At 36.8% G+C, this 14658-nt stretch carries 16 protein-coding genes and 1 tRNA gene; 8 read left to right on the top strand and 9 right to left on the bottom strand.

All coding sequences use genetic code 11. From position 1 onward, the window contains the following. Nucleotides 1–26 precede the first annotated feature (26 nt). From FD29_RS04345 to FD29_RS04330, 4 genes are all read right to left on the bottom strand, one after another. Nucleotides 27–1457: a C69 family dipeptidase gene (locus FD29_RS04345; protein WP_057887734.1), complete on the bottom strand. Its 1431-nt coding sequence runs from the start codon at nt 1455–1457 to the stop codon at nt 27–29. A 9-nt stretch (nt 1458–1466) separates the two neighbouring features. After that, entirely contained in the window at nt 1467–1793 is a 327-nt protein-coding gene (locus FD29_RS04340; protein WP_057887733.1) for a heavy metal-binding domain-containing protein, read from the bottom strand. Between the two features lie 409 nt (nt 1794–2202). Beyond that, a tRNA-Gln gene (locus FD29_RS04335) sits at nt 2203–2274 on the bottom strand. A 142-nt stretch (nt 2275–2416) separates the two neighbouring features. Beyond that, the gene (locus FD29_RS04330; RefSeq protein ID WP_057887732.1) at nt 2417–2692 is read right to left on the bottom strand and encodes a hypothetical protein; all 276 of its coding nucleotides are present in this window, start codon (nt 2690–2692) and stop codon (nt 2417–2419) included. Nucleotides 2693–2906: 214 nt separating this feature from the next. Between FD29_RS04330 and FD29_RS04325 the strand changes: the two genes are divergently transcribed. After that, entirely contained in the window at nt 2907–3824 is a 918-nt protein-coding gene (locus FD29_RS04325; protein WP_057887731.1) for a hypothetical protein, read from the top strand. 48 nt (nt 3825–3872) lie between these two features. Here the strand turns inward: FD29_RS04325 and FD29_RS04320 are convergent, their stop codons facing one another. After that, nucleotides 3873–4904 (bottom strand): SDR family oxidoreductase, encoded by a 1032-nt coding sequence (locus tag FD29_RS04320; protein ID WP_057887730.1) that lies wholly within the window; start codon nt 4902–4904, stop codon nt 3873–3875. Between the two features lie 133 nt (nt 4905–5037). Here FD29_RS04320 and FD29_RS04315 point away from each other — a divergent pair, with 133 nt between their 5' ends. Further along, nucleotides 5038–5616 carry a TetR/AcrR family transcriptional regulator gene (locus tag FD29_RS04315; protein ID WP_057887729.1) on the top strand — a complete coding sequence of 193 codons (579 nt, stop codon included), beginning with the start codon at nt 5038–5040 and terminating at the stop codon, nt 5614–5616. Here FD29_RS04315 and FD29_RS04310 read toward each other — a convergent pair. Beyond that, nucleotides 5613–6203 carry a type 1 glutamine amidotransferase family protein gene (locus FD29_RS04310; RefSeq protein WP_057887728.1) on the bottom strand — a complete coding sequence of 197 codons (591 nt, stop codon included), beginning with the start codon at nt 6201–6203 and terminating at the stop codon, nt 5613–5615. The two genes, FD29_RS04315 and FD29_RS04310, sit on opposite strands and share 4 nt — an antisense overlap. Before the next feature lie 186 nt (nt 6204–6389). On the opposite strand from FD29_RS04310, the gene FD29_RS04305 reads away from it, so the two are divergent. Then, entirely contained in the window at nt 6390–7031 is a 642-nt protein-coding gene (locus FD29_RS04305; protein ID WP_057887727.1) for an SDR family oxidoreductase, read from the top strand. 76 nt (nt 7032–7107) lie between these two features. On the opposite strand, the gene FD29_RS04300 is transcribed toward FD29_RS04305, so the two are convergent. After that, nucleotides 7108–8103 (bottom strand): tRNA dihydrouridine synthase, encoded by a 996-nt coding sequence (locus FD29_RS04300; RefSeq protein WP_057887726.1) that lies wholly within the window; start codon nt 8101–8103, stop codon nt 7108–7110. 85 nt (nt 8104–8188) lie between these two features. Then, complete coding sequence (locus FD29_RS04295; RefSeq protein ID WP_083477771.1) at nt 8189–8995, bottom strand: chitosanase; 807 nt, start codon at nt 8993–8995, stop codon at nt 8189–8191. Nucleotides 8996–9263: 268 nt separating this feature from the next. Here FD29_RS04295 and FD29_RS04290 point away from each other — a divergent pair, with 268 nt between their 5' ends. The 4 genes from FD29_RS04290 to FD29_RS04275 all read left to right on the top strand — a co-directional run bounded on the left by FD29_RS04290 (nt 9264) and on the right by FD29_RS04275 (nt 12717). Beyond that, on the top strand, nt 9264–10451 hold the full coding sequence (locus tag FD29_RS04290; RefSeq protein WP_057887725.1) for a multidrug effflux MFS transporter: 1188 nt from the start codon (nt 9264–9266) through the stop codon (nt 10449–10451). A 161-nt stretch (nt 10452–10612) separates the two neighbouring features. After that, nucleotides 10613–11617, top strand: coding sequence for a tRNA dihydrouridine synthase (locus FD29_RS04285; RefSeq protein WP_057887724.1), 1005 nt, complete (start codon nt 10613–10615; stop codon nt 11615–11617). Then, on the top strand, nt 11614–12141 hold the full coding sequence (locus tag FD29_RS04280; protein ID WP_057887723.1) for a nucleoside/nucleotide kinase family protein: 528 nt from the start codon (nt 11614–11616) through the stop codon (nt 12139–12141). Before FD29_RS04285 ends, FD29_RS04280 begins: the two co-directional genes overlap by 4 nt. Nucleotides 12142–12450: 309 nt before the next feature. After that, a complete protein-coding gene (locus tag FD29_RS04275; protein ID WP_371862704.1) occupies nt 12451–12717 on the top strand; it encodes a SemiSWEET family transporter in 267 nt (88 codons plus the stop codon). Between the two features lie 68 nt (nt 12718–12785). Here FD29_RS04275 and FD29_RS04270 read toward each other — a convergent pair whose 3' ends face one another. Further along, entirely contained in the window at nt 12786–13655 is an 870-nt protein-coding gene (locus FD29_RS04270; RefSeq protein WP_057887722.1) for a GIY-YIG nuclease family protein, read from the bottom strand. Between the two features lie 246 nt (nt 13656–13901). Between FD29_RS04270 and FD29_RS04265 the strand changes: the two genes are divergently transcribed. Continuing rightward, a complete protein-coding gene (locus tag FD29_RS04265; RefSeq protein ID WP_057887721.1) occupies nt 13902–14651 on the top strand; it encodes an HAD-IIB family hydrolase in 750 nt (249 codons plus the stop codon). The last annotated feature ends 7 nt before the right edge of the window (nt 14652–14658 follow it).

Genomic DNA, 14658 nt, shown 5'->3' with positions numbered 1-14658 from the left:
AATTTTCAATGTACAAATTATAATTTTTATAAATTCATATCTGTCTTGAAGTTTAGAGGTGAAAAATCAGTCGAGTCCGTAATTAACTGAGCAATAAGCTCTTTGTAGCCATCAAGTGAAATTTTTGCCATTTCAAACGATGCCTTTGTCAAATAATTAGGTAATTTATCATCATCTGTGCTCAAGGCTTCCTTATCAAAATCATTCAACTTCTTGCGAAGCGTGATATTGATATCCTTTTGCTTGGCTTGGAAGTTCTTTCCAAGTTCTTTGTAGTGACCGTCTAATAAAACTCCGGCTAATTTATATGTCCAATAAGCTGACTTGCTGTCGTATGGCAACTCACCAAGTTTATATTCCTCAGGTGTATCTGTCATTCCCATGTAGAAAGGAACATAGATGCTTTGAGAAGCTACACCCATAGCTAACCATTGAACGCAGGCAATCTCAGGCTTCATATTGGGTCTGATCTGTAAGACGTGTGATTCCTGAGTTTTAGCCAAACTGATTGGACGATAACGTTTATTATCAGCTGATTTGTTCAAAGGATCGAATTCGGTCTTTTGAAAATGAGAAGCTAGATAATCTTGTGCGTCATCAACACTCAACAACCGATCTGCTTTCTTGATAAAAGCTAGATCTTCGCTCTCAGGACTCTCATCAGTCTTGCCTGAGAATTGTTGCTGTCCCCACCACACACGTGGAGTACTGTAAATCTCATCGGATAAATCGTGTGTTCCAAAAATTTCTCTAAAATTAAAAGTCTGTGGTCTGACGTTCAAATGATTGTCCGAGACGAATTTCTGAATATCTTTACGATACAAGAAATTATCCGGATCATTGAAGTCGATCTCTTGAATAGCTAATTGATTAGCTACCACAGCGTAACTATCGTCGGGGATACGTTGTGCAACCCAATAGTGACCTGAACCACTTTCGAAATACCAAACTTCTTTTTCATCAGAAAATAGGATTCCGTTAGTTTCACAGGTGCCATAATCCTCAATAATTTTACCTAAGCGCAAAACGCCTTCCCGAGCATTTTTCACATAAGGCAAAACTACGGTGATCATAGCCTCCTCGCCAATACCATTTTTTTCAAGAGGGTCCACGCCTAAGACGCGCTGATTTGAATAAGCACTTTCCGTGGCGCTCATTCCAACGCCATATTCGTTAAAACCGTCCTCTTCAAACAATCCCTCTTTAAAGGTCCATTCAGGAGTGGCTGAATATTTATAGCGAACTTTAGGCAATTCCATTTGAAAGTCATTAGCTGTTGAAACGAATTTTTGATCATCAGTAAACTCTTTGTGTTCATGAATCACAAAATGCTTAGGCCATGAAGCCATGGCATCTTCATTTCTTCCGATGATAGTAGAACCATCAACGGTAGCATTTTTCCCAATTAAAATACTTGTACAAGCTGATAAAGAATTCTTGTTATATTCTAATGTCATCTAATCACCTTACTTAAATTTTACTGCGGTACCATACGCTGCAACAGTTTCCATGTCAGCACTGATAGAATCGGAATCAAAGCGCATCATAACTACTGCGTCAGCTCCCATATCCAATGCATTTTGACGTAAACGATCAATAGCAATATCACGTGCTTCAGTAAGAAGCTCTGTATAAGCCTTGATCTCGCCACCAACGATGTTTTTGAACCCAGCACCAATATTTTTGACAACATTTTTTGACTGAGTTGTTAAACCAAAAACTTCGCCGATGATTTCGTAATCACGTCCTGGCACATGTTCTGTCGTAGTCACTAATATTTCGCTCTTCTCCATTAATTCACCTCACAAAAATATTTATTTCACTCCATTAAATAATGTAACACATTCTCCTGTTAATATGACCATATCTTGAGAATTATTGGCATTAAATCTGATAATTATTTAAATTTACAAAAGTGGTCTAGATGTTAGTCCCACAAGCGTTTCGTACAATAATTATATTTCCCGAAACCAGATTAACAATCAGATTTTCTCTAATAAATTACTTATTTATTTAAAATATTTTTAATGAAAATTCAACTGAAAATTTCAAGCAAATAATTGATGTTTTGGAAATAATAAAAGTCCAATAAAACTTTTTTTTAGACAAGTATTATTGGACTTTATAATTAATATTTTCAAGTTTAATATCTAATTATCATAATAAAAAAAGCCACCCAATTAAGGATGACTTTCAAATTGATTGGACATATTGGGTTCGAACCAATAAATTGCGGATTCAGAGTCCGCTGCCTTACCATTTGGCGAATGTCCATTAACAATAAAATGTTATAAAAAAAACGCTCCCTTGTCAATAGAAATACCATATTCCCTACGAATATAAACGATTTTAGGTAGAAAAAAGGAACCATTTCAACTTATTCGTCAAAATAGTTCCTAAAATTTGCGAACCAACCTTACTTTTTGATCTGTCCTGCATCTAAAAGTTTGATTGCTTTATCCAATGATTCAAAAATATCGGTATTCAATAATTCCATAATTGGACTTAACCGATCGTATTCGTGTGAGATTAAATTCTTATTCGTCTGTTCGTCATTGAGCCGACGTAGCTTCAAATTGTAATCCATCAAAGCATTGATCCTAATTTTAGAATCATCTAGTTCCACTAAAATATCATCGATTTTATCCATATCATAAGTTCTTGAATTCGCAGCAGTTTTTGTATTTTCCATTTGAACGTACTCCTTTATATTTCGGACTAAATATCCTTCTATTTGGTCTATACCTATATATTAAAGGTTTTACTTAGGAAAGATAGCCTACTATCCAAGATGTATATCTGAGCTTTGGTTAAGCATTGAGTTTTCAGAAAACTAACTATCTATGTTACACTATTCTAGTTTTTGTAAAAAAAACAATCCACATCAAGGAGATGCTAAACAACACATGCATTTATCTACTCTTGAACGACGTCACTATGTGATTGGTTTTGCCCTGATCATTTTCATGGTTTCTTGCGCTACATTATTACATGATTTTGAAATCATTCTCCCAGAAATCGGCGCCTTAACCGCTGGAACTTGGATCTATCAAAATGAAGGCTGGATCAAACAACCGGTCAAAATTTTCTTAGCTCCATCAGGTACAGCCATCATTGGTTTTTTGATCAATCAATTAAATATTACTTACGCTCTCAAAGTTATTCTGGGCTTACTATTAATGCTGATACTATTGCGTTTATTAAATTCTAACTTAGCCCCATCATTTGCGACCGGACTATTGCCAATTATCATCAACGCCACTCATTGGTCATTTATCGGCGCAATTTTAATTTTTACTGCTATTCTGATGGCTGGCGTTTTTTTACAAAAAGAATATAAAACCGCTCAACCAGCCCCCAATATCAAAATACAACATATGATAGTTTTCACCATTTTAGCAGCCATTTGGGTTGGAGCTGTCTGGTTCTTTGGCTTTTCACAAATGGCTGCTATCCCGCCTGTAATGGTCGTCTTCTTTGAAGTTTTACAGAAACCAAATTACTCTTGGCGCATGGCCAGCAAACACTTCATTGCCTTAGTTGGGGCAGCCACGATCGGCGTATTAGTCCACTTATTCTTTGCATCTTGGTTGATCTCAACTATTATTGCTTTGCCATTAGTTTTCTTGTTGCTGCAACTATTGAGAATCAAGCTTCCAGCCGCCTACGCTTTTCCACTCTTGGCACTAGTTTTACCGACGAATATGTTCCATATGTTACCAATCACAGCTATCTTAGCAACCACATTTTTCCTTGGTTCATTAGTCGTTTTGAAAAAAATCGTTCCTATATTTCAATCTACTCGAGAAGTTAATAACGATTAATATCTCTACATAAATAACCTCCGATTCTAAAAATCAGGGGCTATTTTTTTACTTTACGATACCCAAATCGATCATTGATTGAGCAGTTGCGATAATAGCTGTTTTAGCAGAACGTGGTTGCCAATTTAATAATTCTTTAGCCTTTTTGTTACTTGTTTCAGCGTAACCACCCACGATTGAGGCAATCATTCTTAACTTAGGATTAGTTACCGCGGCTGCTTTAATAACTGTGTTAGGAATCAACTTAGTTGGCATTTTAGAAGCATAATCAGGAAAAGCTTCCCGCAAAATATCAGCTACATCCATCATCGAAAGCGTCTCACCTGTTGTTGCCAAGAAACGTTCTCCATTAGCTTTATCAGAAGTCATTGCCAAAATGTGCAAGCTGGCAACATCACGGACATCGACATAACCTGAATCTACTTTTGGCAGAGCCTTGATTTTGCCTTCGAGCATTTCTTGAATTTGGACATTTGAATGGGAGTACTTAGCGGACAGCACCGGTCCCATTACACCCACCGGATTAACGGTAGCTAATTCTAACCCATGGCCTTCTTTTTTGATAAAGTCCCAAGCAGCCATCTCTGACATCGTCTTTGATTTTTGGTAAGGGTGGATATTTTTGGCATCCAAATTAGTCCAATCTTTTTCAGTATAAGGTGTACTCCGGTTCTTGTGACCAGCAAAAATTGCTCCATATGCAGAGGTCAGTACTACTCGTTTAACACCTTCATCGCGGGCTGCTTTGAGAACTCGTAAAACACCATCAACGGCTGGACGGATCATCTCAGACTCATTTTTGAAATTCAACTTTGGTGTTGGTGAAGCCACGTGAATAACGTATGTTGCTTTGGCCATTGTTTCTTCCCAATTATCATCTGAAGTTAAATCAGCTAATGAAAACGATAGGTCAGAAAAATCTGTGATCCCGCCATTAGTTAACATCTCTTTTACCACAGCTTCCTTTGCTTCGGAACGAATCGTCGTTCTAACGGCATAACCTTGTTGTAAAAGTTGCAAAATAATATGTATTGCGATAAATCCACTACCACCTGTTACGACTACTAATTGTTTTTTCATAATTAAATATCTCCAAAATTTTGTTATTGTTAAGCTGACGTTTCACTTGTAACGTTCATGAATGCATCTTACAATGTGTCTAATATGTTCTCAAGCAAATCGAGAGCATCTGTGACAAAAAGGAGAAAGTGTAATGGCAGCTACTGATCATTCGCAACAAATCAAACAAGATTCACAAGATTATTTAATTACGGCCCTTTTACAATTACTAAAGAATCAACATCTCAATGAGATAACTGTAACTAAGGTCGTCAAAAAAGCCGGTGTCAGTCGGATGGCTTTCTATCGGAATTTTCAAACGTTGGAAGATATTTTAGTTGCTTATTTCAAGCCAAAGATCGACCAAGAATTCGATATTATCATTAATAAAACTCCCCAAGACAAAAAAATGGACGCTTTAGGTAATTTCTTTACCGATATGGCTGAACCAATGAAGTCAGCTGAAATTGGCAATTATGAATTTATTATTCAAAAGATCTTTGATGACAATATCAAACACTTCTATGACACGGTCATGAATTGGGATAATTTTTCAGATGTTCAAAAGAAGTACTGGATCAAATTCATGGGTGCCGGTACATATGCCATTTGGAAAGAGTGGCTACTTACCGACCAACAAGAATCTTTACACGATATCCACACCTTGATTGCTGACTTTCAGATTGCAACGTTAAAAGCATTGCAGAATCAAACGATCAACAAAGATATTTAATGAAATGGACTTCCATATTGATGGCAGTAATTATAAAGGCCAACTTTGTACAGGTCAGTCATTTTATTAACTTGGTCATCAGAATTGAATTCAATCATTTTTAATACTAGATTAGTGAATTCCAAAACGGCTGTTCCATTGGCTGTGACTAAATTATTATCGATGACTGCTTGTTCGTTCATATAGTCATTGTCATTGTGATAATTGATATATTTGCGCCATAAATATTGTGAATTGCCAGTGTGTTTATATCCGTCTAACAAACCGTTGCGAGCTAAATAATCCACTGAGCCACAAATTGCTGCCACTGGTTTGGAAGAATTCAAACGTGTCTGGATCAACTCCAACAAACTAACATTTTCGATTCGCCAAGTATCGCCACCAATCAAAACTAACAAGTCAATATCACTGGGAATATCGTCAACTTGATAATCAATTTTAGTCGTAAAGCCACCGATCGAAGTAACTTCAGGTTTGATCGAAGCTGTCTTAACTAGCCACTCTGGGTTTCGGTTCAACTGACTCGACAAATAGCCTCCTTCCCAATCAGCATATTCATTCAATACAAAAAATACCGCCCGTTTCATAAAAAACTCCCTCGCTAAATCAATAATTATATTTCTTCCACGGCAAATTATAGTTGAGGTCATTTTTTCTAACTACAAATAATTGCAAATATTTTCAAAAAATAATGACTTTATTACTCATAACAAGGGTAAACTAATGACTATTTATTTAGTAATATTGTATATTTAAACCAGCGAGGTGATATTATGAAAATTTTGGTAATTGGTGCTAACGGAAGAACCGGGATCCAAATCGCTTCAACACTCAAAAATAGTGGTTACACTGTCATTGCGGGCGTTCACTCGCACATGGATTACATCAAAAAACTCAATTTGGAATCGCGTCGAATCGACTTGATCGACATGACAGTTGACCAAATTGCGCAACAGATGCAAGGAATTGATATTATCGTCTTTGCTTCAACCGCTCCCCAAACTCAACCAGAACTAGCAACTTGGATCGATTTGGATGGAGCCGTCAAAACGATGCAAGCTGCCAAGAAAAATAATATCGAACGTTTCATTATGCTTTCAGCTGCTGGAGCCGAAAATCGCAGCGATTGGGACATTTACGACACTCCTGAACTGTATTTAGCTAAATATTATGCTGAAGATTTTCTCAAGAAATCTAATTTGGCTTATACGATCATTCGTCCTTCGATTTTAACGGACGATATTCCCCGTGACAAAGTCAGCTTGACCGACCATGGAGATCCTCGTGTCAGTCGTAATGATGTAGCCTCAGTCGTCTTTCAAGCTATCGAAAATCCTCATTTTATTCACACGAGTTTTAACTTATATCGTGGACAGACAGATATCGACAAAGTCATCCCTGCCCAAGATTTTTAATGCAACAAAAAATAGTAGTGATCAAAATAATTGATCACTACTATTTTTGTTAAACGGTTTATTCGTTCTCTAATTCCTATTCACCTGGATCTATTCGATCAACAACTGCACGTGCTTCGTCGGTTGTCTTAGTCATCATCAAATCATTACGGATTCCCGAAGCACCTTTCATGCCACGAACATAGATCTTAAAGAAACGTTGTAACGGTGCAAAGTGACCGGGGATACCTTTGGCCACGAATTCATCGTAAAGATCTAATTGATAACGCAACAAATTCAATAGTTCATGCGTCGAATGTTTTCCAGGTACCTTTTCAAAAGCGTATGGGTTCATGAAGATTCCTCGGCCAATCATAATACCATCGACACCAGGGTGTTCTTTAGCCAGCTCAATCCCCGCTTGATAGTCGGCAATGTCGCCATTGATCTGCAACAACGTATCTGGAGCGTATGCATCCCGCATTTGAACTAATTGGTCGATCAATTCATAGTGGGCAGGAACTTTACTCATTTCTTCACGAGTTCTAACATGCACTGTCAATACTGGCACTTGTTGCTTCAACAAAAATGGAATCCACGTTTCAAACTCTTCAACATCGCTATAACCGAGTCTGGTTTTAACACTGACTGGTAAATCAGCTTGTCTAGCACCTTCAATAACTTCTTTAGCTGTGTCGAAGTGACGGATCAAATCGCTACCACTGTGATTTTTGATCACGGCAATATCGGGACAACCCATGTTGATATCAATTGCTTGATAGCCTTGTTTTTCTACTTCCTTAGCCGCTTTGGCAAAGTCTTCACCCGAATTGCCCCACAACTGCACGATGGGCTTAGGATCTTCTTTAGGATCAATATAAAGTCGTCCCTTAGTAGTTTCCTTGGCTAATGGATGCGTGATACTCAAGGCATTAGTAAATTCCGTATAAAAATTATCTGGTGCTGCTGCGCGCATAACTACCCGACGAAAAACTGAGCCGGTTACAGCTTCCATCGGTGCCAAACTAAAGAAAGGTCGATCTTCTTGTTTAGCTTTTTCTGCGATGCGATTCCAGTATGCTGACTGGGTCACAATCTCACTTCCAATCAAAAATTAATTACAATACTTACAACTATAACGACTAATTAACCCGATAAGCAAGTTTTTAGTTCGTTAATTATTTACTCAAATGATACGAATCACCATACATTTTCCAAGATAGTGGTCTGGTCAACTGCAGATTCTTTTCTTTTAAAAATTGTACTTGCGTACTGATTCTGGAAAGATCCTTGTGATCTTTTTCTTGGCGCATGACCTTTGAACGGACTTTCAAAAAGATCAACAGATAACCGCTTTGATTGAAACGAGCTGCTTTGTCGAGTGACTTAGCCTTTTTGCGAATGCCACCAAAACTCTTAGCGTCATTGCCTGGTCCATGAACGACAATCGCATCATAATAAATATACTGACCTAATGGTCCTAAATTGTCTTCTTTAGCAGCTTTTAAAGCTGGTTTCATATATTGCTGATCCAAAATATAGTTTTGAGCTTGAATCATTTTGGAATCATTGGCAGCTTTTTTCCAGTCTTTTTCAAAATTCTTTCCCAAACCGACATGGCTGGCCGAACCTTCAACTGATTTCAAAGCTGGCAAGTATTTGACTAAGATGTTTTTAGGACGAAGCTTTTGATATCGCAAAATCACTTGTCTTAAATCGCCTGTGGCACTGGTAAAGCCAATAATACCGGCCGTGTAGCCACGATTATCGCCGATATCTTCGATATAGCTATACTGTTTTTGATAATCTGTAGTTGAATTCTCGGCACTGCTGACCAACGAAAAAGTCGTTTTACGTAATTCACCAGTTGCTATAGTGTGGTTTTCCTGATAGTGATTAGATTGACTCCGCGTAAAGAACCCAATCACCAATAAAATGACTACCAAACTTAACCCAATTATTAAAGCGCTGCGTTTCTTATTCAAATGTATCCCTCATTATTTAATTATTTCTCTTATATTCTGATAATAGATAACTTGAATCATTATAAACAAAAATGACGGTTCATTAAATAGAGAATATCTTCTATTTAACTTATTTTTGTATTTGCAATTGACTGACATCTTCTATAACATGATAATCAGACTTCAAAAGAAATTAGGTGAGAACCATGGAACTATCAGACATCATGGCTTGTATGCCCGCAAATGATGCAGGACGTTTTTCAGCAAAATAAAATCTTAGGAGTTTAAAATGAAAAACGTCCGCAACACCGTACCATCAATCTTAATTATCATTGTTCTGGTGGGATTCCCCCAGATCAGTGAATCAATCTTTACCCCTGTTCTACCAATGATCAGTAGCAACATGCACATCTCTGCTGCTACATCGCAACTAACAATGAGTATTTACTTTATTGCTTTTGCCATTGGCGTATTATTCTGGGGCCAGCTATCCGATAAAATCGGTCGTCGTTTAGCAATGAATCTCGGTATCATTGTCTACTTGATTGGCAATATTGGCTTATATATCAGTCCCAGTTTCGACTTTTTACTAGCTTCACGTTTCATTCAAACCTTTGGAGCTAGCGTTGGCTCAGTTGTGACTCAAACCATTATGCGTGAAAGTTTCGATGGCATTACTGGAGCCAAAGTCTTTTCCAAAGTTAGTGCTGCCATGGCACTGTCACCTGCTTTTGGACCTTTGATCGGTGGCCTTATCCAAACTTACTTAGGTTACCGCAACGTCTTCAGTACTTTAATAATTATGGCAACGATTGTCTTATTATATAGTTATGCCCGCCTGCCAGAAACTCGTGATACCAATAATATTCAACAAGTCTCTTTACTCAAGGTAACTTGGCGATTACTCAAAGATCCAGTTGTTTGGGCATATGGAATTCTCATCGGTGGGATCAACGGTATCCTCTTCGGTTATTATTCCGAAGCACCATTCATCTTTATGGAACATTTCGGTTATTCGTCGGTCAAATACGGCAGTCTTGGTATGACTTTGGCCTTAGCTAGTTTGATCGGCGCTATCATCGTCAACTTCTTGGTCAAATACATTAAATCAGAAACAATTGCCATCTTAGGACTCGCTTTCAGTAGTATTGCTAGTCTATTATTATTGATCAGTCTGCAATTCAACCAAGCTTATCTGATGATCATCGGGTTTTTCTTGATTTTTCTGGGCTTGAATACGACCTTACCAGTAACCCTGAACTTAGCTCTAAAAGGCTATGAAGATGTCATTGGCAGTGCCAGTGGGATTTTCAGTTTCGGTTACTATCTGATCGTCAGTTTATTGACTTATCTAGTCAGTTTCATTCATAACGGTACGATTTGGGCTTTGCCTATTTTTATCTTGACCGTTAGTTTGATTATGCTAATAGTTTATTTGCCTGTTGCATTTAAAAAACATGAATTAGTTGAAGATTAAGATATTGCTTAAAACCTCCGATACATTTGATGATGTATCAGAGGTTTTTTCTGCTTATTCAGGGGTTAATTTACTTTTCCAAAGAGGAAATATTAGATTCTCAGCATATAACATAGTAATATATATAATATTGAATTTTATTGATAAGGAAGTAATCGAGTTTGACAGAATCAAAATTTTGGTCCGAAATCGCCACAAAAGCTAAATCAGAACACCGCCCCTTCTTTACTATGGCACCGATGGAGGCCGTCAGTAATACTGTCTTTCGTCAAGTAATCTCTAAGGCCTACGCACCGGACACGTTCTTCAGTGAATTCGTCTACGCCAAAGGTATCACCGACCCTAACACCAAATTTCCTATTCACGGTCGCCTATATGTTGACAGTCGTGAGTCAAAGAAACCAGTCGTTCAACTTTGGGGAAATGTTGCTGAAGACTTCAGAACTGGAGCCCAAGCTTTAAAAGAACAAGGATTTGAAGCTATCGACATCAATATGGGCTGCCCTGACAGCACAGTCATCAAAAATCACGGTGGCAGCGACTTGATCCGTAATCCAAAATGGGCTCAAGCTGTGATTGCTGCAGCCAAAACTTCTGGTTTAGCTGTCAGTGCCAAAACTCGACTCGGTTACAGCAAAGTTGACGAATTCAAAACTTGGATTCCTTTTCTACTAGAACAACACGTTGACGTCTTAACCGTTCATTTACGCACTAAAATGGAAATGAGTAAAGTTGCCGCTCATTTAGAAGTAATCGACGACATCATCAAAATGCGTGACGAAATTGCTCCGGAAACACTGATTCAAATCAACGGTGACATCCCTAATTACCAAGCTGGTTTGAAATTAGCTCAAGCACACCCCGGACTAGACGGTATCATGATTGGTCGTGGTGTCTTCGCTGATCCATACGCCTTTGACCCTAAAAAACAAACTCACTCATTAGACGAATTACTAGACTTATTACGGATGCAATTAGATTTATTCGACGATTTCTCTGAACATTACGATTACCCTCGTTTCCCATCACTCAAACGTTTCTTCAAGGTCTACGCTCGACCTGAACTCGGTGCTACTGATCTACGCAATACGATGATGGACGCTAAAACGACTGATGACGTCCGAAAGATCCTCGATGATTATCAAAAAAATGAGATGATAAATTGAAAAAACCAATGGTAATTGTAGTCAGTGGATTGACTGCTAGTGGCAAAACAACTTTAGTCCAAGCAATGCATGATACATTGTCTGACAGTACCGTGATTTCTTACGACGATTACAGTATCGATGCCTTACCTTCTGCACCACCAATCGACTTACCACTATCAAAGACAGTCGATCAATATGATCTCAGTAATCTGATGAAAGACTTTTTGAAGGCCAAAAATCATTACAATTATATTCTGATGGATTTTCCCTTTGGTTATAAACATCCAACTCTCAGACCCTATATTGATAAGGTGATTTACGTTAAAACACCTTTGGATGTTTGTTTTGCCAGACAAATCATTCGCGACTATTCTGACAAAACTATCAATGATGCCGTCAACTGGTCTAAAACTTATCTTAACTTTGCTCGACCAATCTTTTTAGATTATGAAAATTTCATTGCTGGTGAAGTTGATTTAACTATCGATGGTCTGTTACCAATCGACCAAAAGGTCACTTTAGCGACTAATTTTTTAAATTAATGCTAAAAGAACTCCATAACTACTAGACAAAAATCTAGCAATTATGGAGTTTCTTTTTGTATAAAATAAAATTTTAAAATCTATTTTGTCTCCTCAGAAATTGCAATTTATTCGATCATTTCAATGATGCTTGCAATAATATTGGCCAGCCTTTTAAGTTTCAATTATAAGCATTAAACTGCGTTTCGTTTGACAAGACAAATTGTCTGGTTTAACTTGGATGTAACATTAATTATGAAATAATTTTATAATTAATGATTTTTAAATATTAGAACTTGAGAGTTGAAAGGAAGTATTTATTTGCAGAGGATAAGTTCAGAGAAAGTAGAAAAGATAGGAACGATTGCAAGTGCTATGTCTGTGTTGATGTATGTTTCATACATCCCTCAGATCATATCCAACTTGTCAGGCACGAAAGGAAATCCCATCCAGCCACTAGTTGCTTTTATCAACTGCACGATTTGGACGGCCTATGGTTTATTGAAAAAAGAGAAGGACTGGCCTATTGTTTGGGCCAATGTTCCTGGTATCTTTTTAGGCGCTGCAACCTTCATTACAGCGATTTTTAGTTTTTAACTAAATATGTAAAAATAAAGCAACCAACGAATTGTTGGTTGCTTTTGACGTCTATCTTAAAATTAATTTTAAAGTGATCCTGTATTATTATTCATCCCATGGTTAACCGTATCCAAAACTCGGCTCCAATAATGTTCACGTTCAATTACTGTATCCATTTTTGTTTTAGTATCAAAAATTTCTAGGATTGAGTATTGGAAATTTTTGACGATATAATCTTTACCATATTTTTCAACTATTTCTATAAAGGTCTTATCACCGCCAGTTAAATTATTTAAATCAGCGTAATCACTCCACCTTTGCCAAATTCCCGAAGTGTTTCCAGAGGCCGACCCTATATACAATTCTCCATTGGATTTATCGGTAATCACGTAAATCCCTTTCACATTAGAAAGTGCTTTTTTCCAATCAGGAGCCTGATTATTAATCATATGCTCTAAATCTGTATGGTTCAATCTTACATTCTGATATCCCATAAAATTACCCATTTTTGTATTTGGCGAGATTTCATACACTTCCGCTTGAAGCTTATCCTTCACTGTTTGAAAACGAAAATTATAAGTTTGTCCTGATCTTGATCTATTCAATTTTATAATTAATCTTTTTCTGTATTCACTATAATCATTCAACAAGGTTAATTTATAGCCAATTCCATCTTCTATTTCGGGAATTATTTTCTCTACTTTATAAATTCCTCCAAAAACAAAATAATCTTTTCCATATGGATAATACTGAGCAAAAGCCATCAAATATTTATAATTATCTAAATTATTATTAGATTGTTTTGTTCTAAACGAATTCATATTAACCCATTTTTTATCATCATCAAGTAAATATCCCCATGCACTTTTAGTGGCATCTCCACCCGAATTCATATTTAATTTTACTTTTATATTACCTTGATCAACGTCATTAAAAAAGTCTTCAAATTTTATCAATTTTCTCCCACCTTTATGTAACCGTTTTATTGTTAATTAAGTATAGCATTAATACAAATGCCTAACGATTCATCTATGTAAAAAATTCCAAGAAAAAAATAATAAGATTTTCTAATATTCGACTTTTTAAATTAAAATCATTCAACATTTTCTCAAGCATTTATTTTTTCTTAATGCGTTTACTTCGCTATGATATTTAAGTGACCTTTTTTACTGAAAATCATCCCATTTTATAGGAGTATTTTAATGAAATATATTTTTGATATAGATGGCACTTTAAGCTTTGACGGCATCCAAATTGATCCAATTATCACTGCTGCTATCGAGAAATTGATTGCTGCCAATAATGAAGTCATCTTTGCCTCAGCCAGACCGATTAGAGACTTGCTTCCAATGATTCCCGATTTTTCTGCTCACAAATTAATCGGTGCCAACGGTGCTATGATCTCAATAGAGAAAAACATAGAAGTTGTCTCCGGAATCAATTCTCAAGACTTTGAATTTTTAAAAAAATTGATTCAAACATATAATTTGGACTATATCGCTGATAGTTCGTGGAATTACGCTTCGAAGATCACTGCCCCTTGTCTGATTGAACGAATGATCGACCCCAATCAACTAGCTCAAAGAATTAAACTAAATGAAATCATTGATCCTATCAAAACCATCTTTGTAAATTTAGAAAATCAGCTACAAAAAGAATTGATGGAACTCGTCTCCCAACAGACAAAACTAGCTGTCATTGGTTTGTCTGGTGAAGGAACAGTCGACATTACTGCCACCGGTATCAATAAATTTTCTACCTTAGATAGATTAGGCGTTGATCAATACATCGCTTTTGGTAACGATCGAAATGATTTGGAAATGCTTGATGGAGCCATTCGCAGCATTTGGATCAATAGTAAACCTAGCTTGAAATACCTTGGTGATCAATATGACATTGTCTGTGAACCTGATCCCCAGACGATTGCTGACCTAATTACTAGTTTCATCTAAAAAAAAT

This window comes from Companilactobacillus mindensis DSM 14500 (genome assembly GCF_001434275.1).
In the GTDB taxonomy this organism is placed as follows: domain Bacteria; phylum Bacillota; class Bacilli; order Lactobacillales; family Lactobacillaceae; genus Companilactobacillus; species Companilactobacillus mindensis.
This window is presented reverse-complemented; position numbering and strand designations above follow the sequence as displayed.